This is a genomic window from Rhizobium sp. RM (assembly GCF_013390595.1).
Lineage (GTDB): Bacteria > Pseudomonadota > Alphaproteobacteria > Rhizobiales > Rhizobiaceae > Agrobacterium.
Genome location: NZ_JACAWV010000022.1, coordinates 248,094 through 273,013 on the forward strand (window position 1 = coordinate 248,094; position 24,920 = coordinate 273,013).

The window sequence follows — 24,920 nt, forward strand, 5'->3', positions numbered from 1 at the left end:
GATAATCAGCCTCTTCGTCCTTTCATTGCGGACCAGAATTCTATAATTTGCGAAGCATGGATAAACTCAGCGAGATAGAAGCCTTCGTTCGCGTTGCCGAGAGGCTGAACTTTGCCAAGGCGGGGCAGAGCCTTGGCCTGTCGCCCTCGGCCATCGGCAAAAGCGTGGCACGGCTGGAATCCTCGCTCGGCGTACGGCTCTTCAACCGCACGACGCGGCAGGTCACGTTGACAGACGAAGGCACGATGCTGTTTGAGCGCTACAGCGCCATTCTGACCGACCTGCGCGACACCCACGATGCCGTCAAGGACAACAAGGCCGCCCCAAGCGGCAGCCTGCGCGTGACGCTGCCGACCATCGGCTATCGTTTCCTGCTGCCTATCCTGCCGGAGTTTCGTCGGCTTTATCCTGACATCGATCTGGAATTCGATTTCAACGACCGGCGCGTCGACCTGATCGAAGGCGGTTTCGATGCCGCCATTCGCAGCGGCGCACTCGACGATTCCAGCCTGATGATGCGACGCCTCGGACCGTTTCGTTTCGTCGTCTGCGGCGCGCCTGACTATTTTGCCCGCATGGGCAGACCGCAGCAGCCCGGCCAGTTGCTGCACCATGACGCTTTGCGCTTTCGTTTCCCCTCATCCGGCAGGTTCCAGGACTGGCGGCTTGAAAATGGCGACAATGCGCTGGCCGGCATGCGTGTTGCGTTGACCTGCGGCAACATGGAAGCGATACGCGCCGCTGCAATCGACGGTCTCGGCCTTGGTTACATGCCGGAGTTTCTGGCAAAGGACGCCATTCGCGACGGCTTGCTGGAAAGTGTGCTGAATGAATATCTCGCAGCACCCGGCCACTTTTCGATCCTGTGGCCGGCAACGCGGTTCGTGACCCCGCGCCTGCGCGCCTTCATCGATTTCGCCTCTGAAAACATGTTCAGGGAAACCTGATCCGGAGGAGAACCGGTGCTTCACGGCTCGACAAGCTGGACCACCACCTTGCCCTTGGCCCGGCCGGACTCGAGATAGGCAAAGGCTTCGGAGACCGCATCGAAGGGAAAGACGCGATCGATAACCGTCTTGATCGTGCCGGCATCGATCAGGGCTGCGAGTTCTGCAAGTTCGCGCCCGCTTGGATGCATGAAAAGGTAACGGTAGGAAACGGCGTGTTTGCGTGCTTCGGCCCGCAGACGATAGGAAATAAGCCAGAACAGCGCCGTGAGGATCGGGCCGCGACCGAGATCCTTTCGTGCCGTCTCCGGTTCCGGCATGCCCGCAATCGACACGACCTTTCCACCACGCTTTACGACGCCGAATGTCTTCATCAGCGTTTCACCGCCCAGCAGATCGAAGGCGCCGTCCATATCGTGAAGCAAGGTTTCGAACCGCTCCGCCGTGTAATCGATGACCCGATCAGCGCCGAGATCCTCGACAAGCGCTCTGCCGCGTGGCGATGCCGTGGTTGTTACCTCTGCGCCAAGCCACCTGGCGATCTGGATGGCGAAAGTGCCGACACCGCCGGCACCTCCGGGGATGAAGATGCGGGTGCCCTGCGTAACACCGAGTTCATCGCGAAGTGCCTGCAGCGCCGTAAGCCCGGCCAGGGGAACACCGGCAGCAGTGACGAAATCGACCGTCTCAGGCATTTTCGCCAGAAACTTTTCCGGCACCACGGCATAATCCGCAAGCGCGCCCATCGCGTCCTTCGGCATACGGGCAAAAACGCGGTCGCCGGGCAGAAAGCCGGTCACGCCTTCACCGCACGTCTCGACCACGCCCGCCAGTTCATTGCCCATGACGACAGGCAACGTGTATCGCTGCACCACCTTCAGCGCGCCGTCGCGCGTCTTGTAATCAACGGGATTGAGACCGGCCGCGTGAACGCGCACAAGCACGCTTGCAGGCGCCGGATGCGGACAGGACACCTCAAGCAGCTGCGCCCTGTCAGCCCCGCCATAGTCCGTCAAAACAAACGCCCGCATCGCGACCTCCCGCTCACAACAATGATGTCTCCCAAAGGTAGGATACGACCCCGAGAAGCGCAAAGTCCAGGATCGGAGGAGCATGCGTCATCTCCTGCCGAAACCGTGTGGTGACATCACCGTGCAAGCAGGTCGCGGATGGCGGTTTCGATGGTGGCGGTATCGGCCTCGTTCATGCCCTCGCCCGCCACATGGCCCCAGGATGAGCAAAGGAGCCGGAACTCCGCGCCCGGAATTTTTCGGGCTTCATCGGCGGCATCTTCAGGCGGGAAATAGAGATCGCTCGAGGATGGCATGATGATGGTATCGGCCCTGATCGATGCCAAAGCCTTGTCGAGATCACCCTTGTAACGGTCATTGGCGCTGATGTCGGCGTGCTGTCCGGTCCAGATATGGGCGAGCAGGTTGTTGGCATCGCGTTTGAGGAACCAGCCTTCCCATAAATCGACGAGGAAATCTTCAAGCGAGGCGTAACCGAGTGCCGTCTCATCCAGCCGCTCGCGAAAGAAACCTTGCGAGAAGCCCCACGCGGCATAGATCCGCGCCGCCACCCGCAGGCCCCGCAGCGGCTGCCTTGCGTAGAAGCCATCGTGAAAATCGTCATCCAGTTCGATGGCGGCGCGCACGCTGTCGAAGAACAGATGGAAGTGACGCGAGGTGCGGGCGGCACTTTGAAAGGTGAACAACCGCTCCACCCTGTCAGGAAAAGCCGCGGCCCACTCAAAGGCCTGCGCACCGCCAAGCGACCAGCCGATGGCAAGGCGCAGCGTCTCGATGCCGAACTTTTCGGTGAGCAGACGCTGCTGCTGCTGGACGTTGTCATGGATGGTGACAGGCGGAAAACGGCCGCCACCACCGGGCATCGGCGTATTGCTGGGCGAACTGGAGAGGCCATTGCCGAACATGTCAGGCACGACAATGAAATATCGCTCGGGGTCCAGCGCCCTGCCCGGCCCGATCAGCCAGGCTGCATCCTCATGCGTGGCAGCGAACGAGGTCGGGTAAATGATGGCGTTGTCTTTTGCCGCGTTCAGCGTGCCGTAGGTTTTGTAAGCAAGCTTTGCCTGACGGATGCAGCGTCTTGACTGCAACTGGATGTCGCCGAGTTCGAAGATATCGTGGGTCAAGGTCTTACCTCCTGGGAATGACGATAAAGAACAGCAGTGCGGTCGCCGGCATGAGGGCGGCGAGCAGCAGAGTGGTGGGTAGATCGAAGCGGTCGACCACAAGCCCGCCGGCAAACGAACCGGCGGCAATGCCGATGTTGAAGGCGGCAACGAAAAGCGCCGTGGCGATTTCAAGGGCGGATGGCGCGGCCTTCATCATCCAGCTCTGCAGGCTGACTGAAACGCCGCCATAGGCCACACCCCAGACAAGAAGCAGCGCGGCACCAGAAAACGCCGTCGTACCCAGGAACCGGAAACCGAGGATTGCCACGACCAGCCCGATGGCGATGCTGACGAGTGTGGCGGGAAGCCGCCGCGAGACAGCCATGCCTGCCAGAAAATTTCCGGCAATGCCCGCCGCGCCATAGAGGAAAAGCAGCACTCCGATCCATTCCACCCTGACACCCGAAATGGACTGCAGGATGGGGCTGACGAAGGTATAGGCCATGAAGTGCCCCGCCACGATCAGCAGCGTGATGATGAGGCCGGATTGAACCGCAGGCCGCGCAAGCTGCACCTTGAAATGACCGAGACCAACGGATTGACGGATCGGAAGTGCAGGCAACGCCACGAGGTTCAACACCAGCACGAAGAGGCTGAACAGCGCCATTGCCCCGAATGCTGAGCGCCAGCCTGCGATGTCGCCGATGACGGCACCCACAGGCACGCCCAGCACGGAAGCGGCCGCCACACCGCCAAAGATGATGGCTGTTGCAGTGCCGACGGAATGCGCAGGAACCAGCCTTGGCGCCAGCCCACCGGCAATCGCCCAGATGCCGCCCATGCAGAAACCGACGACGACCCGCGCCGCCAGCAGCAAGCCGATGGAGGGTGCCAGCGCCGAGGCGATGTTGGCAGCAACCAGCAGCACCAGGAGCCCGGCCAGAATGCGCCGCCGGTCAATGTTGCCGGCCACCAGAATGACGAAGGGCGCGAAAAGGGCGGCGAGGATCGCCGGAACCGACAGCATCAGCCCGGCTGTACCGACCGACGTTTCCAGCTCCATCGCGATCGCAGTCATAAGCCCGACGGGCAACATCTCCGTCGTGACCACCGAAAAGGTGGAAAGTCCCACCGCATAGACCGAAGCCCAACCGCCGCTGCGGGCGGTTCGAGCCGAACGCGTCTCAAGTTCCATGAGTCAACCTTTCGTGCTGCGGCGAGCGATGTGCTCTGCCGGAGCGGTGTTTACTGGATACGAAAAACCGATAAAGTGGCCGACAAGGGCAACAGATGGGACGATTTGGAAACAATGCTCGATCACTTTGGCGATGTGCTGGCCTTCGTGCGTGTGGCGGATACGCAAAGTTTTACCCGCGCGGCAGAACGGCTCGGCATCTCACGCTCCGCCGTGGGCAAGAGCATTGCGCGGCTTGAGGAAAACCTCGCAACCCGCCTCATTCAGCGAACGACACGCAGCACCAGCCTGACGGATGAAGGCCAGCTTTTCTACGAACATGCCCTGCGCATTCTGTGCGAGGTGGATGATGCCGAGGCCACACTTGCCGAACGCCATCAGACACCGAAAGGCCGGCTTCGCCTCGATCTGCCGACGGCCTTCGGTCGCCTGCATGTTCTGCCCGTGCTGCAACGTTTCCTGGCCGACTGGCCGGAACTGGAAGCCGATGTGTCGTTTTCCGATGATTATTGCGATCTGGTCAGTGACGGGATCGATGTCGCCATCCGCATCGGCGGACCGGCAGATAGCGGGCTGATCCGACAGGTTCTGGCCCCTCACCGGCTGGTGACCTGTGCTGCCCCATCCTATCTGGAACGGCGCGGCACACCTGAGGATATCGACGCGCTACAGCAGCATGAAAAGATCATCTTCACCTATGCCAACGGGCCTGTGCCCTGGCGTTACCGCATCGCAGGCGCGCTGCGCGACGTCCATGTGCGTGGCGCACTGAGGCTCAGCAATACCGAAGCCATACGCGATGCGACGCTGGCGGGCCTTGGCATTGCCCAGCTTGGCGCCTTCCTTGTTGGCGACGATATCCGGCAAGGGCGTCTCGTGCCCGTTCTCGAAGACTTCAGCCGCGAGGAGCCACCGATTGCCGCTGTCTATCCCACCCGCCGCCACGTCTCGCCGAAGGTTCGGCGTTTCGTTGAGGCAATCCGAAAGGAGTGGGCAGCCGGTGCCCCCTGGGAATAGGCACTTTCCGAGATCACCGCTTCGGAATGATCGTCACCCGGCATTCGTCGTTGGTCTCCAGCCCGGCCTTGGTGCATTGCGGTGCGGTCAGGTTGAAGAAAAAGACGTCCGAGCCCTTGCCCCAGGGCCTGATGTTGCGGGTGAACGGGCCTTTTTCATTGAGCAGGATATCCGCTGTAAAGGCACCTGTGCGACCAGCCACATGTTCGGGTTTCACCACGATGTAGCGCGGCAGAAACTCTTCCTTGCGCAAAATTCTCGTCGAGAACGTCACCCTGTCTTTGTCCATTCCAGCCCCCTGTCGTCCAGACATCCCTGCACCCCCTTGGCCCCGGCCTCTAATCGAGCGGCATCCCGCGCTCCACCAAAGCCCGAAAATAGGCAATGCCATAGGGAATGGCGGCATCGTTGAAATCGAAACCCGCATCGTGAACCGAAGGGCCGTCTCCGTTACCGATCAGCATGATGTTTCCGGGGCGGGCTTCCAGCATGAAGGCAAAGTCTTCCGAGCCCATCAGCGGTTCCATGAAGCCATTGACCGCGTTATCACCCACCAGTGACTGCGCCGCTTTTACCGCGAAAGCCGTTTCCAGCGGATGATTCACGGTGGGCGGATACATGCGTCTGTAAGTAACGGTTGCGCCAGCGCCGTAGGCGACCGCGACATGTTCGGCGATCTCCTTCACCCGTCTTTCGATCAGATCGCGGGTCGCCGGGTCAAAGGTGCGCGTCGTGCCGCCCATCTCGGCCGATTGCGGAATGACATTTCCCGCCTTGCCGCCGCCCATCCAGCCAACGGTCACAACGGCGCATTGGCGCGGATGGACGTTGCGGGACACGATGGTCTGCAACGCAAGCAGAATATTTGCGCCAACGACAAGCGGATCGACACTGACATGCGGCGATGCGCCATGCGCGCCTTTGCCGTCGATCCTGATCCTGAAACCATCCGCAGACGCAGCAAGCGGCCCGCTGGCGGTCGAAAACTGGCCAATCGGCAGGCCGGGTTCGGTGTGCATGGCGTAAACTTCGCTGATGCCGAAACGGTCCATCAGCCCATCGTCGACCATCGCCTTGCCGCCGCCACCGCCTTCTTCCGCCGGCTGGAAGATCACCACTGCCCTACCGTTGAAGGCGCGGCTACGGGTAAGCTCGCGCGCCGCCCCCAGCAACATGGCTGTGTGGCCATCATGCCCGCAGGCATGCATCACACCGTCAACGGTCGAGGCCCATGCGGCGCCGGTTTCCTCCTGAATTGGCAAGGCATCCATATCGGCCCGCAAGCCGATGACCTTTCCGCTGCTCTTTTCCTGACCATGAATAACGCCGACCACACCCGTCTTGCCGATGCCTGTCACCACCTCGTCACAGCCAAATTCAGCGAGTTTTTCAGCGACAAACGCAGCCGTTCTGTGAACGTCGAACTGCAATTCGGGATGGGCGTGAAGATCCCGCCGCCACGCCACCACATCGGCAAAATCGCCGTCAGGTCCAACCATGCCGCCTCCCGCGATTATCTTACGCCAACTGGCTTGCCGGTACGATGTGAACGCCGCCCGCCGGGCGCAGCGCGGCATCGAGTATGGCACGCGCAATCTTGTCGGCCGGATTGATGCGCCACTTTTTCGGCAACAGCGGGCCGAGAGCTTTCAACACCACCGTCATGGCACGCTCACCGAACCGGAACTCGTCACGTTGCCCGCCGATCAGACCCGGCCGAACCAGAGTGAGCGATCGAAAGCCGATTGTCTTGAGGCCATCTTCCACCTCGCCTTTCACCCGGTTGTAGAAAATCGATGAACGGCGGTCCGCGCCGATAGCCGAATTGAGAACATAGGTCTGCGTGCCGTAGGCATGGGCAAGACGCGCCACCGCCAGCGGATAGTCATGATCCACCCGCCGGAACGCGTCCTGCGAACCCGCCGTCCTGATGGTCGTTCCCAGCGTGCAGATGACCGCATTTGCCCGCCACCAGTCGGCCGTCTCGGGCAACTGATCGAAATCCACCTGCGGCGAAATGAGTTTCGGGTGCGGCGGCAAAGGGCGACGCGTGGGCGCGACAACGCGGGCAACAGCCGGATCTGCCAAAGCCAGCCTGAGAACATGACCTCCGACCATCCCCGAAGCCCCGACAAGCAGAAGCGTCGCACCCTCACCCGCCATATCCGCCATGCCGCCTCTCCCCGTCAACTGCCTTCAGATACGAGACAGGCTACCCGGTACGCGCTGCGGCGTCGATCCCTTGGCGGTGATCAGATGGAAGCGCGGCCATGAGACCGCGCATCCGAGGCATCAGACCGCGACACCCTGCACCGCAGCCGCCAATGGTTCCAGCCGATCCATTTCTTTATCGGTCAGGTGAATGGTGGCGGCGGCGACGTTTTCCACCAGCCGTTCGGGCTTGCGTGTGCCGGGAATGGGAACGGTTTTCGCTTTCAATCTGTCGGACTGGGCATAGAGCCAGGCGAGCGCCAGTTGCGCAGGCGTGACGCCCTTGGAAGAAGCGATGTCTTCGATACCGGCGACCAGCTTCATATTGGCTTCCAGGTTTTCAGCCGAGAAACGCGGGAAGTTCTGGCGCGCATCATCACCACTTAGTGACGCGGAAAACCCCTGCCCCGTCAGCAGGCCGCGCCCCAAGGGGGAATAAGGCACGATGGTCACCCCAAGCTCTGCCGCCGCCGGCACGATTTCCCGCTCGATATCGCGGGTGAAGATCGACCATTCCGATTGCAGGGCGGCGATGGGATGAATGGCATGGGCGACGCGCAGCTCAGCGGCGCTGACGGCCGACAGACCAAGCCACTTCACCTTGCCCGCCTTGACCAGATCGGCCATCGCGCCGATCGACTCTTCCAGTGGCACGGTCTCGATGCGCCGGTGCATGTAATAGAGGTCGATCACCTCCACACCCAGTCGCTTCAGGGAGCGATCCACCGCCGCCCTGATGAATTCAGGGCGGTTATCGATGCTCCAGTCATCAGGGTTATCGGGCGTGCGCGTGTAACCGAACTTGGTGGCGATGATGACTTTGTCGCGGTTGGCCGTAACGAAAGGCGCCAGAAACTCCTCATTGGTGCCGACACCATACATGTCTGCCGTGTCGAACATGGTTACGCCGAGGTCCAGCGCCCGTTCCAGCGTTGCACGCGACTGGGCCACATCGGTAGCGCCATAAAATTCGCTCATGCCCATGCAGCCCAGTCCCTGAACGCCGATCATCGGGCCAGTTGGACCAAGCTGAGCCTGAGGCATGGGGGTATTTTCGCTTGTCATTTTTGGGTCTCCACTTTCTGACAAGCACCTCTTATAAGTATGGAGTATAGTCCATGGTCAAGGGTTTATGATGCTGATTTCGGAATTTGCCAGAGCCACCGATCTGCCGGTCGATACGATCCGTTTCTACATCGCCAAGGGACTGCTGAAACCGGAGCGCAGCGCCAAGGGCGGCTCCAATCCTTACCAGATGTTCCGCGCGGAAGATGTGACGGCGGCACGCATGATCCGCCTGCAGCAGACGCTGGGTTATTCTCTCGGTGAAATCCTGGCGCTGAACGAGGAATATCGCGCCGGCGAACATTCGTCAGAACGCACGATCGAGGTTCTGCAATCGCAGATAGCCAGGCTGGAAGAGCGCAAGGCCGCACTGGATGCGGCCCTGTCATTCCTGCGTGGCAAGGTGGACTGGATCAAGACGGGCAAGCCCGACGACGCGCCGCGCCTTGAAGACTATCAGTGTTGAGCGGCTCTGAGTTCCGCCAGTCCTTCTTCCCGTGAGATCACCGGCTCATATCCAAGCTCCCGCCGCGCCTTGCCGATATCGAACGAGACCTCTACAGCCGAGGTCGCATAAGCCTGCCTTGTCAGCGGCGGAACAATCCTGCCGCCAGATATTCCCGCCAGAATATCGCCAATGGTCGCCACGGTACGAACGACGGCACGCGGCACCACCTTTTCAGGAACGGCAAGCCCCTGTGTTTCCACCAGCGCTGAAACGATGCTGCGGAACGGCACGGGCGCGCCGTCCGAAATGAAATAGACCTGGCCACCGCGACCACGGCCAAGCGCCAGTTCCACGGCGGTGCAAAGATTGGCGATGTGGGTGGTCGAGGTCAGATAGGTTCCACCGCTGATCCAGGCGAACTTGCCGGATTTTACCGCCTGCGTCAGCGCTGGAAGGGCCGTCGTATCGTCCCTGCCCCAGACAAAACGCGGGCGCAGCACCACGACAGAAAAGTCGGGCCCGTCAGCAGCGAGAGCGAGGCGCTCTGCCGCCGCCTTCGTACGGGAATAACCGCCTGCCGGTCTTTGCGGCAATGGCATCGTTTCATCCACATTGACGAGCGGCTTGCCGGTGGCGAGCACGGATTCAGTACTGAGATGAATAACCTTGCGAACGCCGGCGGCACGGGCCGCATCGAGAACCGCACGCGTGCCGTCCTCATTCACACGTCGCTGTTTTTCGCTGGCAGGCCCATGGTCGGTATCGGCGGCGGCGTGGATCAGCGCATCGCAGCCCGCCATGCCGGCAGACAAAGCGGGATCGAAAAGTTCGCCGATGACCGGTTTCGCTCCCAGCGACCGAACCAGTTCTGCCGCGCTTTCACTGCGCACCAGGGCGGAGATTTCCACACCGCGCGCAACAAAATGGCGGATCAGGTTGCGGCCGACATAGCCGCTAGCGCCCGTTACGAAGATCCGTTGAAACAGAACGAGTTTATCCGTGGCCGCGTCCTGTGCGGCAATGCTGTCAGTCATGTTATTCACCTGTGTCCTGGGAGGGTCAGCTCGTGGCGATTTCGGGAAGATCGCTCTCACCCGGTTGCGCCGTCACAAGCCAGTTGATCTCGCGAAGAAGCCTGTCGCGCTCTTCACGCGGGAAATGGTGGAAATCGAGATGTTCGAGGAATTTCAGCCCCTCCAGCGCCAGATAGGCTAGAAGCGCACCACGCGGCGATGGTGATGTGGCCTCGATGCGGGAAATGGTACGGACCTGATTATCCTGCATCTTGGTACGCAGCCCGGCATCCAGCGCAAGCGCGGCACTGAGGTTCAGCGCAACCGCCCTGAACTCCTCCGGCGGCGGAGCAGCAGCGGCAAGAATACGCCCACGGATGGCCTTGTCCTCGACTGCAGCGATCTGCGCTTCAATCCCGGCATGATGGTCATTGTCGCGTTCAAACGCGCGGTCCACCACGGCTTCGACCAGGGCCTGCTTGGACTTGTGGTCGTAAAGCACGCTCGCCTTGTTGATACCCGCCTCCCTGGCGACAGCATCAATCGTCAGATTCGCCGCCCCGTCCCGACCGACAACCCGTTCCGCCGCATCAAGAACCGCCTGCTGATCGATAACCCGCTTCCTGCCCATCGTCTCATCCAATTTATTTCCAACCAGATGGTTATAAATAATTGGCGATGACCATGTCAAGCGTAGGAAGGGATATGGTGCAGCCCCTGCCCGCCATGGAACAGGAGCTGCTTTTGCCTGACGTCAGACCGAACGGGTCAGACCGCCATCGACCTTGAGGTTCTGGCCGGTGATGTAGCCGGCGCCTTCCGATACGAGGAAGGAAATGGTCGCGGCGATTTCGTCGCTGGTGCCGTAACGCTTCATCGGCACCATGTCGCGGCGCTCTTCGGTGGCAGGCAGGCTGTCGATCCAGCCGGGCAGCACGTTGTTGATGCGGATATTGTCGGCCGCGTAGGTATCGGCATAGATCTTGGTGTAGGATGCGAGACCGGCGCGGAACACCGCAGAGGTCGGGAACATTGCAGCCGGTTCAAACGCCCAGGCAGTCGAAATGTTGACGATGGCGCCGGATTTCTGCGCCTGCATGATCGGCGTGACCAGCCTGACCGGGCGAATGACGTTCATCAGATAGACGTCCAGACCGGTGTGCCATTGCTCATCGGTGATCTCGGTAATGGCGGCGCGCGGACCGTGACCGGCGCTGTTGACCAGCGCGTCGATACGTCCCCATTTGTCCATCGCAGCATCGACCAGACGCTTCAGATCATCATTGGACTGGTTCGAACCGGTAATGCCGATGCCGCCAAGGTCTGCGGCCAGCGCCTCGCCCTTGCCGGAGGAAGACAGGATCGCAACCTTGAAGCCATCGGCAGCAAGACGCCTGGCTGCCGCTGCCCCCATGCCGCTTCCGCCCGCGGTGACAATTGCTACTTTTTCTACTGCCATATCCTCATCCTTTTCACATCGACGCGCACATTGATTATGCCTGAAACCATGATTATCATGTTACATGCCCGGTCAGCCAATCAGTTCTCCTGAATTTTGACTGTAGAAAATCTATCGGATGAGCGACACACTCGGAAAAATTCCCTCCCTCAATGGGCTGAAAGCCTTTGAGGCAGCCGCACGCCACCTGAACTTTCGCCTGGCGGCGGAAGAGCTTGGCGTGACACAGGGTGCGGTGGCGCAACAGGTGCGCGGACTGGAGGCCGAACTTGGCCTGCAGCTCTTCGAGCGCCAGCCCCGCACGCTGGCGCTGACCGGCGAAGGCCGCGCCTATATTGCCGATGTCAGGCGTGCCTTTGAAATCATTGCCCGCGCAACCGGCGACCTGCGGCCGCAGCCCGTGCGGCTCGCCATCAGCACCACGCCGACCTTCGCATCCAAATGGCTTATTCCGAGATTGCCGGATCTGACCGCCCGCCACCCCGATCTCGATATCCATATCGTTGCGACCGATCGCATCTCGCATTTTCAGGTGGATGGCGTCGACCTTGCGGTGCGTTATGGTCGAGCGCCGTTCGGACCGGGCTTGTCCTGGCAGTTGCTGTTCGAACAGGAAATAGTCGCCGCCTGCAGTCCCATGCTGCTGAGGGACCGCGAACCGCCGAAAACCATGGCAGAACTGGCGGGTTTTCCGCTTCTGCTGGACGCCCACAATTTCTGGCCGGAATATATCGAGCAGCAATTCGGCGTGCCGGATGCACCACAGGAGGCGCCGGCCTTTCGCCGCATCAGCTTCAACCAGACCTCACACGCCATCGACGCGGCCATTGCCGGCCAGGGCATCGTACTCGCCACCCGCAACTTCATTGCCAGCGATCTGGCTGAACAGCGGCTCGTACAGATCGGCCAGCACACGCTGCGCGGCCCCTCCGATTTCTACCTCGTCTGGCCACGCCACAGAAAATCCGCAGCTCTGGAAGCGATCAAAAGCTGGATGGTGTCAGCGACGACAGGGGCCGATTGATCAGCGAGCCGTTCCGTTACCGCCCGCTGACATCTCAAGCGCCGCCGCAAGCAGCGCTTCCACATGAATTTCCATGGTGTCCAATGTCGTTACCGGTAAATCGGAATCGGTGAACAACAATGGCAGTTCCGTGCAGCCCAACACCAGCGCGTCGATAGCGTGATCGCGCTGCATGCGCCGAACGATGGCGAGAAAATCTTCACGCGTCTCGTGACGGACAATTCCTCGTTCGAGTTCGTCCGCGATCTTTGCCGCTATGTAGTCGATTTCCGGCACGGACGGTGCGATCACCTCAATGCCGCTTTCGCGAAACGGCGCCTTGAAGAAATCTGCTTCCATCGTGAACCGTGTCCCGAACAGGCCAAGACGACGAAGCTCTCTCCTGGCAGCTTCCTCGCGGGTCGCCTCGACGATGCTGATGAGCGGTACGCTCGACCGTGCCTGTAGCGCATCGAAAACGATGTGCGGTGTGTTGCCTGTGAGCGCAACGATTTCCGCCCCGGCCGCAATCAGCCTGTCGATGCCCGCCATCAGATAGGTCGTCAGCCCGTCATAATCCCGCGCCTGACAAAACCGGAAGACATCAAAGACATTCAGGCTTTCAATCGTCATGTTTGGAAAGAAATGGTCTCCAACCCGCGCATGCGCCGCATAGACCAGCCTGCGATAATAGAGCAGTGTCGATTCCGGCCCGATACCGCCGATAAGACCCAGCTTTCTCATGCTTGTCCCTCTTGAGAGCCATGCTGGTCTTAAACCGGCCTCTGCGATTTGCTTTTCTGCCGGCGAACGGTCGTGCTTTCGCCACCGACACCCCAATTGTCCATGGAGACCTCATCGATGATGACCACGGTTGTTTCCGGGTTCTTGTTCAGGACGCGGGCCAGAAGCTGCGTAACCTCACGGATGAGTTCCGCTTTCTGCTCAGCGGTTGGTGCCTCCGAGCCGCCGGTAACCTTGATGTTGACGTAGGGCATATGATCTCCTCCATATTGTTACGTGAAACTAGGCACTGGTCTCGAGCTGCTGACGGCTCAGCGCCTGCACCGCAAAGCGGCGGAGCAGTCCAACCGGCTCTGGTGCATCCACAACCGCCGCAAGCAGGCTGTCCGGGTCTCGTCCCTCATTGCGCAATACATCTGCGCGCAGGTGAATGATTGCCGCACCGATCTCCGGCGTGAACTCGGGGTGAAACTGTGTGGATATGGCATTGCGCCCATAACGGACGATCTGATGCGGATCGTGACTGGACGCGGCAAGTGCCTGGGCGCCGGGTGGAAGCCTTATGATGGTCTGCATGTGGGTCAGATGCGCAGGAAATAGCGGCGGCATGGCCTGAAGCAGTGGATCATGCTCTGCACCCTCCAGAAGGCGGATCGTCTGCGTTCCGATCTCGCGCCCATCTGGATGATAGTCAACGTGACCGCCCAGAGCATGCGCCATGAGCTGATGACCGTAACAAACGCCGAACAGCGGCAGGTCGATTGCCATCGCCTGACCGATCCATTGCGCTGTCGCTTCGCTCCACGGCAAACGTTCCGTCACCATGTCCCACGAACCGGTGATGATTGCGCCGCAAATGCTTTCCGGCGCGGGCAACACCTCTCCGTCGAAAACACGGACCACTTGCAGCGTTTCAGCCAACGGCCCCAGCGCATGCCGGAACCACTGCGGCAGATCGCCATGCCGGGTGCGGATGGCTTCAGGCGGCGTGCCGACCTGTATGAGCAGCAAGGGAGAAAAATCCAAGGTGATCCTCGCAAGAATGGGTTGGAGTTGGCAAGGCGCTGACAGCAGCAACAGCTCCGATCCGTCCGCGACATTTCTAGCTTGCCTTCCCCATCTTGAAAAATGAATAATAGAGATATGGAGTTCTTGAATTGAGAAACATAGACATAGACTCGCTTGAAATCTTCAAGGCTGTCGTGGACTGCGGCGGCATAACGAAAGCAGCGATGCGGCTGAACAGGGTCCAGTCGAACATCACGACACGGGTCAAAAACCTCGAAGAGCGGTTACAGGTCTCGCTGTTTCACCGCGAAGGCGGCAAGCTGGTTCTCACCGCCGAGGGACAACTGCTTCTGACCTATGCAGAAAGGTTGTTGCGCCTGTCCAACGAGGCGGAAGCGGCGCTGCGCTCTCGTGCTCCAAGCGGAACACTGAGAATTGGCACACTGGAAAGCACGGCAGCCGCCCGCCTGCCGCCCCTGCTGGCATCTTACCATCAACGTTATCCGGACGTTCGCCTGGAACTGGTGACAGGCGACACAACCTCGATGATCGAGCGTGTCCGCAACTACGATGTGGAAGCCGCCTTTGTGTCGGAGCCATTTCAGGCCGACGATCTGGACACCTGCCCGGCCTTTACGGAGGAACTGGTGCTGATCGGCGCCAAAGAGGTGGCGTCTATTGAGGCCGCACGGCAACTGGCAAAACGCACCGTCATTGCCTTTGCCACCGGGTGCTCCTATCGGCGCATTTTCGAGGACTGGCTCTCCAGCTCAAACATCATGCCGGAAAGGGTTCTCGAACTCGGTTCCTACCATGCGATCACCGCCTGCGTCGCGGCCGGTTCAGGCATCGGCATCATGCCACGTTCCGTGCTTCGCGCCGTCCACACCGAGGCTGAGGTACAGGCCATTCCCCTTCCGCCACGGTTTGGAAAGACCCGCACACACCTCATAACCCGCCGCGGCTATTCCTCAGTGGCACTGGAGGCGCTGCGTGGCGAACTGAAGCGCAGCCAGGATAAATAAGATGGGTGCCACAGGCGATCCGATTGTGGCATCCGGCCTGCCGGTGTCCAGACGCAGCAGCATTGCCGCCACGCGGACACCCCCTCACCACATCAGTTCAAATGGCTCAGGAGTCTGCGCCGGCAACACTCTGCTCAGGCGAAGCTGCTTTGGGCCGGAAGAACAGAAAAAAGATGATGCTGAGAGGGGAGCCCACGCTGATCGGAAATCCCGTCTCCAGAAAATAGGCGAGTGAGCCGAGCGGGTTACTCGTCACCGTCGCAAGTGTGGATGGCAAATAGTTGAAAAGCGCCAAAACGAAAACCGTGACCGTGCCGACCAACAGACCCAGAACCGGCCCCATCAGGCATATCAGCAGCGTCGTGGCGATGCTGCGCTTGAACCATCTGGAGATTTTCAGCATGCAGCCAAATGTGACAAAGGCAACAAGGAGAATGAGCAGGAAAAAGTTTCCCCCGATCATCATGTCAAATTCATTCATCGCATAATCCTTATCCTAAAAATTTCTAGTTATTCATCTGTAGCGTACGTCGAAGCTCAAACGCCTTACGGCTTCGTCGAGAACCTGCAATTGTCCACAGACCATTCGGAAACATCGTTCTGTCGGCCAGAGAGAGAACCGATCAGCCTCAAAAACGGGTCACAACGTATCGACGCAATCATTGCCCAACGCACCCGCAACAGGGAGCAAGAACGACACATTACAATACAATTTAAAGATGAAAATCCACGCACAATGAAAAAAATCTGGAATGCGGTAGACCCTCGCACGTTTTCGAACGCGAATGCCTCAGTTTCCCTCGGGCATTCTCCATGACTTGCATTGATCGACGCAATACTCGGGAAACAGAATCTTTTTGTCGGCCAGGTTCAATGCGAACATGATGACTGCAATATTGACCTCGCGCAGTGGATTTCTCTGAGCCGTCAAAACAAGTGCACCGGGAGGCAAGGCCTCCAAATACTCATCAGCATTCCGATAGCGAGCGCCCTCTTCCAAACGGCGTGGAACGAATTGAAGTTCTAACAGTGCCTCTACGTTTTTCGGATCGATGAGCGGCAAGGCTTTCAAGAGCGCGTTCTTGACCCCCAGCTCATGCATATCCTTGAAAAGATCGACCTCGACAAATAACGTTTTGATCCGAATGGTTGTCGTGTTTCCCGACCCGGAAAGCTGAAAACGCCTGTAGAGCGGCAGGAAATTTTCGGCACCTGCCATGCCGAACGTACCCGAAAACGCCCTTTCACCCAGGAACTTCAGTACGAATGCCTCTGTATCGCCCTTCGGCCCTGGATCGTGGTGGCACAACCGTGTTCGAGGCGCACCGCCGCATTCAGTCCAGCCGGGCTGCGCTTTCACCCGGTCGTAACTGTCTCCCGCCCTGATGCCCTGCCAGAATTCCGGCGGCGCGTAATCTCCGGGCGGTGCTGCATGAGCGGGCATGACCAGCCCACACAACAACAAGCCCACCCAGCCGACAAGACGGCTTACGGCTTCTGTGCGCATCATTCACCCCCACAACCATTGCCCCCGTAACCATGCCTCAATCAAACAGGAGAGGCATGCCTTGGACACTCAACCCGACCGCGAAACTCAAGGAAAAGAGAACCACCGTCGGGATGCTGTCTCACCCGATATCGATATGCAATCTGGGGATGAAAAACCAGACGTTTTTTCGAAAACAGCCAGGCTTGGCCAGGCATATTCAGAGGCGACCGGCCACCCTGCCCCACCGCATTCCATCATCATGGGGAACGAGGCTGAGTTTCAGAGAACGATTGACACAATCCGTCGGGCAAAACTGCTCAAAGAACACCCACGCCTCGCCGCCTGGCTGGCGGAAAACCGCACCAATGGCGAAAGTGCCGAACGTGATCTCGAAAATCTCGCAACATTTGACCGGATCGCCAAAGATGCAACGGAACGTGAGAAAGACCGGCGCAACAGCGTGTTTTACCAGCCGGCTGCGCCAGGCAAAACGGATACTGGCGAACGCGCGACAGGCCAGCCCAACAGCCTGATGTACCAAACGGCTGGTCCGACAGCCCAACAATCCCGGTCACCCTTCACTCCTGTCACGACGCCGGTAGCCGGAAGCAATACGGACGGTGACGTTGGACGCACTGCAAACCCCGCCGTCTCTGTTACTCCCCCAGGCCCGGCACCGTCAGCTCCTGTCGCACCAACGAGTATCGCAAACGAAACAGAGAACCAGATTGACGCGGCAACGGACCAGACCACCGCCCCTTTAACTCAGCAGCCTCCTGCATCATCAGAGCCGGTGACGCAGCCTGCTGGGGCCGGCGAGCAAAAGCAGACCACTCAGCCTGCGCGAGACGAAGCCTTGCAACAGGCAAGCTCGTCAGTTGCACCCGTAGATCCGATTGAAAGCCCGGACGTCGTCGACAATAGAGAGGGGCCGCCGCCCCCTCCAAAAGAAAGTGCCGACGGTTTTTTAGAAGCAACGGGCAACACTTATATCCGCGCCACCGAGGGTATAGCCGCGCATTATAACTACCACATGTTCAATCACACCGCTCGCCGCCACAAGGACCGGCAGTTATCCTTCGGCGACATCCTGGATAGCGAAAGGATCAAAACTCCGGATGGTGAGAATGTGTTTTTCATCACTCCGCCGGAAATTTTCTTTGCCGCAGCAAGATATATCGACGCGAAATACGCCAATTTGACCGATACGGATGATTACGCCAGCTCCCTGGAATTCGCCGAGGCGCTTGCAAAAAATCACGAAAGAATCAAAAGCGCCAAAAAGTCCGCCCTCGCCACTGGGGCCGAAAAAACCATGTTTGTCGAAGGCGCTACACTGGGCAATACGCTGCAAAATTTCGGCCACACAATGATGAACAACCCATTGGGTTTTCTGGCTTGGTCTGCAGAAACTCTCGGCGAAAATGCTCCAAAGATGGCTTTGATGGCAGGAGCAGCCGCCGTAGCGCGCAACCCCAACATGTTGTTAGCGGTAGAGTTCGGGACATCATACGCAATCGAATCGAACAAGGCGTCAGTCGATTTTTTCAAAGAAAAAAAACTCGACTTCTCCAATCCGGAGCACGTCCAGCGGATGCTCTCTGACCCTTACTTGATGAAGGAGGCGAATGAACGCGGAGTTACGCGTGGTCTGGTTATTGCTGCGTTTGACACCGCAACTGCGGGACTGGGAAATAAAATAGACCTCGACAACCACATGGTCCAAGCGCTTGCAGAAAACATGACAGATGCCATTGGGAGTGCGTCGGGAGAATATTTCGCGCGTCTGGCTTCTGGACAAAAAGCCGACTGGAACGAGATCCTGAAAGATTCAGTATCAAAATCTGCGCTGGTTCCCGCCTCTCTCGGAAAGGCCGGGTACAAGACATTGTCTGACTTCAGATCCGCATCAAAAGCAAAGGTTGCGCGTACACAAGCCGAGGAGATGTCCTCAGCGGCCCAGTCCTCGGCCATCCGCAACCAAGCACCGGAAACGTACCGCGACCACATATCCAGGATCACGGCTGGAACACCTATTGAAAATCAACTCGTACCGGCCAAGGCATTTACCGACCACCTGAAAGCAAAGGGTATCGACCCTTACGGCTATCTTGATGGCTTTGGTATAAATCGCGCTGATCTGGATACTGCCCTAACCACCGGCGGCGATCTTAAAATACCGGCAGGCATCTACGCCACGAAGATCGCTGGATCGCAACACGACGCATTTGTGAAAGACAACATGCGTTTCGACCCATCAACACCCACCTTTACCGAAGCCGGGAATCTCGAAGCGCGTCGCGATGAATTCATTGTCAAAGCCTTTGGAGACGACGCGGTGAGGCGTAAACGCGCCGAAGCCGACCTTGCAGCCGAACATCGTATCGCCGCCGACGTCCAGTCACGTCTTCTGAACCACGGTGCCAGCCCAGACACTGTAATGAAACAGTCGGTAGCATATCCCGCCTTTTATGCGGCGCTGGCTGGTCGTAACGGCATGACGACACACGCTTTTCTGCAGCGGTTTCCGCTACCGCAGCAACCGGCATCATCTCACCGGAAAATCATGCAGAACGGTGAAACTGCGTCTGTTGAACCCACTTTGACTCGCGGCGAAATCCGTTCGCCAACATCAGGACCAACGTTCACCTTTAAAAACGCAAAACCGTTTTCCGAAGCGTTTCCGCAGTCTCACAATTCATTTGTTGGCCAGAACAGCAGGATCAGGGGCGTGATCCATAACCAGCCTGCCAAAAACAGCAGGAAACCGTGATGGCCATGAACAAGCATAGAGCCACGCGAGACAGAAACTCCCCTGAAATCCGGCACAATGCCCCTGTTGAGAAATATGCTAAGATGAGAGCAGCCGATAAACTTCACTCCAAACAATCCCCCCTGCTCCTCGACAGGGCGACGGGTGGCACACGCGGCCTCTTTCAGTTTTCGGACCACGCCGCCGGTGATACCATCGTCGATCTGTTCGGCGGTTCTGACCTTTCCACCATTATTCAAGGAAGCAGCCGCTTTTTCCTGCAGGCAACAGAGGACATGGGCAGCCGCGGCGCCGTAAAATCCGCTGAAGACATGGCCGTGCTGATGGGGTGGTGGCGAAACAATGCCGATACCATCGCGATGGCCACACGGATCGGGCGCAAATCCAGCCAGCGCAGGGCCAAGATCTCTAAAGCCTCGGTGCTGACCGCACTCGACAAAGGTACGACCGGCAATGCAGCGATGGACGCGGCCATTGATGAGGCGATGCGGGCGCAGTTCAATCAGGCCTTCGAAACCTATCTGATAGAAGGCAAGGCGCCCTCACCTGATCTTCTCGGCATGTTTGAAACCTATCTGAAATGGCTGACCTCGATCTATGGCGCCATGACGATCCAGGGCGTGCCGATACATGCCGAGGTCAGTGAAATCTTCAACCGCGCAATGGAAAGCGCCAGCCACGCAGAGTTCGCCCGCCAGTCCACCGGCGAGACAGATCCGGTCTTTGATACGGCGGAAGCGATGGGTCTGCCAGAGACGGATTACGAGCAATTTCTGGATCTGCGCCGTCAGGCTGAAGATGAAGCGAAAGCGCAGCTTCTGGGTGGCGCGATGGAGCCGTTGCGGCGCGAGCGGCAGAAAAACTACAGCCGGGAAAAGGCCGCGGTGCGCCGCGACGTCGAGCGGTCGATCAGCGCAGAAGGTGTCTACCGCGCAATTGAATGGATGACCAATGGCCGACGGCTGGACGATAGCGACGCAAATGTGCTTGAGCCCCTTCGTCTCGACAAGGCAGTCCTTGTCAAACGCTATGGTACGAACATTCTGGATGCCCTGCCGCGCGGGCAGCAGACCGTTTATGCTGAAAAAGGTGGGCTGGACCCTGACGACGTTGCCGGCATCTTCGGCTATTCATCCGGCGATGAACTTGTGCACGCCATGGTGCAAGCGCCGAGCCGCCTTGATGCTGTTGCTTTCAACGTCGAGCAGATCATGCGCCATCGCCACGGCGATATGCTTCTGGATGGCTCTGTCGATATCAGGGCGCTGGACGCCGTGCACAATGATACACGCGGGAAATGGCTGGAAATCGAACTCGCGGCAATCGGCAGGATCGCCAACCGTTCGGATACGCTGACACTCAAACAGGCGCAGGCTTACGCGGAAACCTCTACCGCCCGCATGCCCGTTGAGGATGCCGTAGCCAGTGACCGCTTTCTGGCCGTTGAACGCTGGGCGGCCGATGAAGCGGCCGACCTTGGCGCAGAATTGAAAAAAGCCCGCTCCGCGAAAGCCAAGACGCCAAGCGAGCCGGACGAACAGGATATGGCTGAGAAGCTTTACGACGCCAAACGCCGACAATTGCTCAATCATTCGCTCTATGTCGAAAGCCGAAAGATCGCTGGCGAAATCGAAGCGATCGAGACCTATCTCCAGCGCTTCAGCGACCCGACCATCCGCGAAAAAATAACCGATGCCGGACATCACGACAGCGATCGTGTCGATTATCTCTCAGCGATCGATGACCTGCTGGGTCGTTACAGTTTTCGCCCGACAACACCAGACGAGCCCGATGGGCGCGGCCAACTGGATGCCTATGTCGCCGCTATGAAAGCAGCACGCAGGGGAAATGAGCTTGCCATTACCGACAGCGTGCTGTCTGACGCCAGGCCTTCCCCCTACAGGAAGGGATCAGTCCGCACGCTTCGCGACGTGATTGACAGCATCAGGAACGTGGAGCACAGCGCACAACGTGCCAACAGGCTGATCGACGCCACGCATGACAGGGATTTGCATCAAACCGTTTCAGGGGTGGTCGGCGCTGTTGAAAAGGCCCTCCAGGCAGGCGCTTTAGCCGGAGAAAATGCGCATCTCGATCCCACTGTGGCCGCCATGACAACGCTGCGGCACATCGACGGTGTAGATACCGGTGTTGCCTATGACGCGATCAAAGCGCCCGTTGATGATGCCGCAGAACGGCTTGTGGGGCGCAGGCGAAAGGCTGCCAGCGATCTGGCCGCGCTCTATGATGTTTACTCCCCCGAAGAACGACGCGACATGGCGCGGCGCATGCTTGCGCCCGGACTCGGTTCCGCCCTGTCCAAATGGGACAGGATCGCCATTGCCCTGAACTGCGGCAACACGACAAACCGCCAACACCTGACCGAGACTGGCAGCCATGACGCCCTGAACGATGCGCAGATCGACGCCATTCTGGGCTCCCTTGACGAACGGGATGCACGCTTCGTGCAATCCATCTGGGACTATCTGGCATCGTTCCAGCCCGAGATTGCCGCACGCGAAAAGCGAACGACAGGGGCCGCGCCGCAGTGGGTGAAAGCCGAACCTGTGATCATCGGCGGCAACGAGCTGTCTGGCGGCTTTTATCCCCTTGCCTATCGTAACCAGCCCTCCTTCCCTTCCTCTTCCAGTGATCAGAACATTGATCGAGGGATGATGCCACCACCTGGAGATATGGGCATTTCAAAAGCTGTCATGACAGGACAATTCGTCAGGGCGCAGACGCTCGCCGGGCATAGCCATCACGAGAAGGTGGCGAGAGACGGCCACGTCGATCTCGACCTCTTTGTCTTGCACCGGCATGTCGACGGACTTGTTCTCGATCTTGAACTCGGCGAAACCCTCTCGAACACGAGGCGTATTCTTCACGATGACCGCATTCGCAGCATCTTCGATCAAGCCGATAAAACTGCCGATCTCGCTGGATTGCAAAACTGGCTCGGTGATGTCGCCGCAGCGGAGATACGCCTTGCCGACCTGCTTGGCCACACTGCTTCCGTTGCCAGAGAGAATTTGACCGTGACACGCCTCGTCACGGCTCTGGCAACGGTCCTTTCGCAGGCGACCGGCCTCTCGCAGTTCATGTCTCTGGTCGGAAAAAACGACTTCGCAATTGGTGTGCGAGACGCTCTTCGCCCGGATGTGTTGGATGACATTGCCCGTAAATCGACCGTCATGGCCGGGCGGCAAGATGCTCGCGGAAAACATGTGGGCAACGCGGCGACGGCCTGGAGCGAAATCACCTTTTGGCTGGTACAGAACCTACACCACCGGATTGTAGAGGTACCTTGCTGGCTTGCCCGCTATCATCAAGGTTTACGCAGTTTCGCAAACGATGACGCAATGGCCGTCGCGCATGCAGACGATCTGATCAAACGTTCCTGCATCTCAGGCAATGCCGATCTGAGCGATGTCGAACGATTGGTCTCGGCACTTGGCTCTTATCTCAACGCCAGGATTCTCTTCAACGACAGTGGCGCAATTTCTGCCCACCGCGACATACCCATTCAGCAATCAAAGCACGCAGGCGTATCGCTGGCGATTGATCTCTCCATGCTGTTTTTTGCCAATGCTGTAATCCTCGAGGCGATCGAAGGAACCGAACATCATTTCGCAACGAGTACCCTGCCCGCAATCAGGGACCGCGCAAACCCTGTGGAGGTCCATGAGGCCAATATGCTTGCGGAGGTCGTCCATACGTCCTTCGCAGGCGATAACATCGACAGATTCGACGTCGCGGCGATCGTTCATGCCTCCGGGCTAGGGACGGACTGGTCAGCGGACCAGATCCACCGGAGCATCGAAGACTTCTTTCGGCAGATTTCGGAGCAGAGAAAACTCCCAATCGAATATTCGATGGGCAATTCAGGGAAATAACCTTCTCGCGCCTAGGGTTCGGCAACATTCACAAGGCGCGAGCTAACATGACAATTCCCAGCGAAGTGAACCGATCCGGCCCTTACAACGGCAATGGCGCGACGAAGACCTTCGAATATAAATTCAAGATCTACGATCCCCTGCATTTGAGGGTTCTGCACACCGCACCCGACGGCACCGACACCATACTCCAACACCAGACGGACTACACGGTGACAGGCGTTGGCGAAGATGGCGGTGGAAGTGCGGTCCTGCTGGTCGCGCCGGAGACGGGCTTCAAGATCACACTGCTGCTTTCTGTCCCCTTCGTGCAGGAAATCGACCTTGAAAACCAGGGCGCCTATTTCGCCGAAGTGGTGGAAACAGCGCTTGATCTGGCCGCCATGCGCGACCAGCAACTGCAGGAAGAAGTCAGCCGCGCCGTGAAACTGCCGGCATCGGCCGACGCCTCCGAACTCGATGAACTTGTGGGCGATATCCTTCGTCTTGCAGACAGTGCCGATGCGATCGATACGGTCGTTGGCATGCAGGAAAATATTGCCGCCGTCGCAGAGGTTACCGATGCGCTACAGACCGTCAGCACGAACATCGACACGATCAGCCACGCCTACCACGGTACATTGGAGGCGCGCGACCTCGCCGAAAAATGGGCCAGCAATCCACATGGCATCATTGTCACAGGAGACGCATATTCATCCCGCCACTATGCCATCGAAGCACGCGCAGAGGCGGAACTCATGGCTGGAGTGACCGCGCGTTTCTCCGGCGGTACCACCAAGCAGTTCTTGGTCAAATCCAGCGATTCCGATTATGATTTTGTCTGGGTCACCATCGAAACCGTAGGTGACATGCTGCGCCTCGACTACGATCCGCAAGGCATCGGCGGCGATGTGTTCGATCTCGCCAACATGACCGGCCTTTTGCCGGTTGCGAAGGTCGATGGATTGGAAACGGCACTTGGTGACTATTACACCAAGAGTGAAATAGACGAGACAGTCAGCCAGCGCGATACGGCAATCGCCGAAAAGATCGCCAGGGGTGGCGACACCATGACCGGCGACCTCAGAATTCAAAATACAGGTCCTTCCGTCACGCTCATTGATACCGACAACAATCAGATCCGTAGCCTGCATCACAACGACGGCATGATTGGCTTGGTAGGCGCCGACGGCACCTGGAAACTTCGCGTCAGTGACAATGGCAAGGTCTGGACATCGGAACTGGGTGACCTCAACGATCGCCTGGAAAACCGCGCGATGGCCTGGGCCAATGATCGCGTTGCGAACCTCAATTCGAGGTGGGTGTCGCGCAACCGGGGATTACGGAATGACGAAGGGGTATGGCATGAGGTCCCTCAAGGAGCAGCAATGACAGGAACCTATTATTGGACGGACAACGCCGGTGGTACCTTCGACTTCAACTATGTTTATCGCTACCTCCAACTCTTCGACCCCGTTCGCGGTTGGATCACCGCACATTATGCGTGA

General features: G+C 58.7%; 23 protein-coding genes. 8 read left to right on the top strand and 15 right to left on the bottom strand.

What is annotated here, in order from left to right; all coding sequences use genetic code 11:
- Nucleotides 1-56 precede the first annotated feature (56 nt).
- The gene (locus HWX89_RS17740; RefSeq protein WP_138792461.1) at nucleotides 57-947 is read left to right on the top strand and encodes a LysR family transcriptional regulator; all 891 of its coding nucleotides are present in this window, start codon (nucleotides 57-59) and stop codon (nucleotides 945-947) included.
- Between the two features lie 20 nt (nucleotides 948-967).
- Here HWX89_RS17740 and HWX89_RS17745 read toward each other — a convergent pair whose 3' ends face one another.
- The 3 genes from HWX89_RS17745 to HWX89_RS17755 all read right to left on the bottom strand — a co-directional run bounded on the left by HWX89_RS17745 (nucleotide 968) and on the right by HWX89_RS17755 (nucleotide 4,282).
- Entirely contained in the window at nucleotides 968-1,978 is a 1,011-nt protein-coding gene (locus HWX89_RS17745) for an NADP-dependent oxidoreductase (protein WP_138792462.1), read from the bottom strand.
- Between the two features lie 116 nt (nucleotides 1,979-2,094).
- Nucleotides 2,095-3,105 (bottom strand): alpha/beta fold hydrolase, encoded by a 1,011-nt coding sequence (locus HWX89_RS17750; RefSeq protein ID WP_138792463.1) that lies wholly within the window; start codon nucleotides 3,103-3,105, stop codon nucleotides 2,095-2,097.
- Nucleotides 3,106-3,109: 4 nt separating this feature from the next.
- A complete protein-coding gene (locus HWX89_RS17755; protein ID WP_138792464.1) occupies nucleotides 3,110-4,282 on the bottom strand; it encodes an MFS transporter in 1,173 nt (390 codons plus the stop codon).
- 114 nt (nucleotides 4,283-4,396) lie between these two features.
- Between HWX89_RS17755 and HWX89_RS17760 the strand changes: the two genes are divergently transcribed.
- Nucleotides 4,397-5,299 (top strand): LysR family transcriptional regulator, encoded by a 903-nt coding sequence (locus HWX89_RS17760; protein WP_138792465.1) that lies wholly within the window; start codon nucleotides 4,397-4,399, stop codon nucleotides 5,297-5,299.
- 13 nt (nucleotides 5,300-5,312) lie between these two features.
- On the opposite strand, the gene HWX89_RS17765 is transcribed toward HWX89_RS17760, so the two are convergent.
- The 4 genes from HWX89_RS17765 to HWX89_RS17780 form a co-directional block, all read right to left on the bottom strand.
- Nucleotides 5,313-5,588, bottom strand: a complete 276-nt coding sequence (locus HWX89_RS17765) for a hypothetical protein (RefSeq protein WP_138792466.1) — start codon at nucleotides 5,586-5,588, stop codon at nucleotides 5,313-5,315.
- Nucleotides 5,589-5,637: 49 nt separating this feature from the next.
- Complete coding sequence (locus tag HWX89_RS17770; RefSeq protein WP_138792467.1) at nucleotides 5,638-6,798, bottom strand: M20 aminoacylase family protein; 1,161 nt, start codon at nucleotides 6,796-6,798, stop codon at nucleotides 5,638-5,640.
- Nucleotides 6,799-6,817: 19 nt separating this feature from the next.
- Nucleotides 6,818-7,471, bottom strand: a complete 654-nt coding sequence (locus HWX89_RS17775) for a Rossmann-fold NAD(P)-binding domain-containing protein (RefSeq protein WP_246705209.1) — start codon at nucleotides 7,469-7,471, stop codon at nucleotides 6,818-6,820.
- A 120-nt stretch (nucleotides 7,472-7,591) separates the two neighbouring features.
- Entirely contained in the window at nucleotides 7,592-8,575 is a 984-nt protein-coding gene (locus HWX89_RS17780) for an aldo/keto reductase (RefSeq protein WP_138792468.1), read from the bottom strand.
- Between the two features lie 67 nt (nucleotides 8,576-8,642).
- Here HWX89_RS17780 and HWX89_RS17785 point away from each other — a divergent pair, with 67 nt between their 5' ends.
- On the top strand, nucleotides 8,643-9,041 hold the full coding sequence (locus HWX89_RS17785) for a MerR family transcriptional regulator (protein ID WP_210271443.1): 399 nt from the start codon (nucleotides 8,643-8,645) through the stop codon (nucleotides 9,039-9,041).
- Here HWX89_RS17785 and HWX89_RS17790 read toward each other — a convergent pair.
- From HWX89_RS17790 to HWX89_RS17800, 3 genes are all read right to left on the bottom strand, one after another.
- Nucleotides 9,032-10,057: an NAD-dependent epimerase/dehydratase family protein gene (locus HWX89_RS17790; RefSeq protein ID WP_138792470.1), complete on the bottom strand. Its 1,026-nt coding sequence runs from the start codon at nucleotides 10,055-10,057 to the stop codon at nucleotides 9,032-9,034. The two genes, HWX89_RS17785 and HWX89_RS17790, sit on opposite strands and share 10 nt — an antisense overlap.
- Before the next feature lie 25 nt (nucleotides 10,058-10,082).
- Complete coding sequence (locus HWX89_RS17795; protein WP_138792471.1) at nucleotides 10,083-10,667, bottom strand: TetR/AcrR family transcriptional regulator; 585 nt, start codon at nucleotides 10,665-10,667, stop codon at nucleotides 10,083-10,085.
- Nucleotides 10,668-10,790: 123 nt separating this feature from the next.
- Complete coding sequence (locus tag HWX89_RS17800) at nucleotides 10,791-11,495, bottom strand: SDR family oxidoreductase (RefSeq protein ID WP_138792472.1); 705 nt, start codon at nucleotides 11,493-11,495, stop codon at nucleotides 10,791-10,793.
- 118 nt (nucleotides 11,496-11,613) lie between these two features.
- On the opposite strand from HWX89_RS17800, the gene HWX89_RS17805 reads away from it, so the two are divergent.
- Nucleotides 11,614-12,519: a LysR substrate-binding domain-containing protein gene (locus HWX89_RS17805; RefSeq protein ID WP_138792473.1), complete on the top strand. Its 906-nt coding sequence runs from the start codon at nucleotides 11,614-11,616 to the stop codon at nucleotides 12,517-12,519.
- Here the strand turns inward: HWX89_RS17805 and HWX89_RS17810 are convergent, their stop codons facing one another.
- From HWX89_RS17810 to HWX89_RS17820, 3 genes are read right to left on the bottom strand one after another with little or no spacing between them, the layout of a single operon-like run.
- Nucleotides 12,520-13,242, bottom strand: coding sequence for an aspartate/glutamate racemase family protein (locus HWX89_RS17810; protein WP_138792474.1), 723 nt, complete (start codon nucleotides 13,240-13,242; stop codon nucleotides 12,520-12,522).
- A 29-nt stretch (nucleotides 13,243-13,271) separates the two neighbouring features.
- Nucleotides 13,272-13,496 carry a tautomerase family protein gene (locus tag HWX89_RS17815; protein WP_138792475.1) on the bottom strand — a complete coding sequence of 75 codons (225 nt, stop codon included), beginning with the start codon at nucleotides 13,494-13,496 and terminating at the stop codon, nucleotides 13,272-13,274.
- Nucleotides 13,497-13,524: 28 nt separating this feature from the next.
- Nucleotides 13,525-14,253 carry a glutamine amidotransferase gene (locus HWX89_RS17820; RefSeq protein WP_210271444.1) on the bottom strand — a complete coding sequence of 243 codons (729 nt, stop codon included), beginning with the start codon at nucleotides 14,251-14,253 and terminating at the stop codon, nucleotides 13,525-13,527.
- 146 nt (nucleotides 14,254-14,399) lie between these two features.
- On the opposite strand from HWX89_RS17820, the gene HWX89_RS17825 reads away from it, so the two are divergent.
- Nucleotides 14,400-15,275: a LysR family transcriptional regulator gene (locus HWX89_RS17825; protein WP_138792476.1), complete on the top strand. Its 876-nt coding sequence runs from the start codon at nucleotides 14,400-14,402 to the stop codon at nucleotides 15,273-15,275.
- A gap of 106 nt (nucleotides 15,276-15,381) precedes the next feature.
- Here the strand turns inward: HWX89_RS17825 and HWX89_RS17830 are convergent, their stop codons facing one another.
- Both HWX89_RS17830 and HWX89_RS17835 read right to left on the bottom strand, forming a co-directional pair.
- Nucleotides 15,382-15,756, bottom strand: a complete 375-nt coding sequence (locus tag HWX89_RS17830; RefSeq protein WP_138792477.1) for a hypothetical protein — start codon at nucleotides 15,754-15,756, stop codon at nucleotides 15,382-15,384.
- A 309-nt stretch (nucleotides 15,757-16,065) separates the two neighbouring features.
- On the bottom strand, nucleotides 16,066-16,785 hold the full coding sequence (locus tag HWX89_RS17835) for a hypothetical protein (protein WP_210271445.1): 720 nt from the start codon (nucleotides 16,783-16,785) through the stop codon (nucleotides 16,066-16,068).
- 58 nt (nucleotides 16,786-16,843) lie between these two features.
- Between HWX89_RS17835 and HWX89_RS17840 the strand changes: the two genes are divergently transcribed.
- The 3 genes from HWX89_RS17840 to HWX89_RS17850 all read left to right on the top strand — a co-directional run bounded on the left by HWX89_RS17840 (nucleotide 16,844) and on the right by HWX89_RS17850 (nucleotide 24,920).
- The gene (locus tag HWX89_RS17840) at nucleotides 16,844-19,537 is read left to right on the top strand and encodes a hypothetical protein (protein WP_138792479.1); all 2,694 of its coding nucleotides are present in this window, start codon (nucleotides 16,844-16,846) and stop codon (nucleotides 19,535-19,537) included.
- An 83-nt stretch (nucleotides 19,538-19,620) separates the two neighbouring features.
- On the top strand, nucleotides 19,621-23,433 hold the full coding sequence (locus tag HWX89_RS17845) for a hypothetical protein (protein WP_138792480.1): 3,813 nt from the start codon (nucleotides 19,621-19,623) through the stop codon (nucleotides 23,431-23,433).
- A gap of 47 nt (nucleotides 23,434-23,480) precedes the next feature.
- A complete protein-coding gene (locus HWX89_RS17850) occupies nucleotides 23,481-24,920 on the top strand; it encodes a hypothetical protein (protein WP_138792481.1) in 1,440 nt (479 codons plus the stop codon).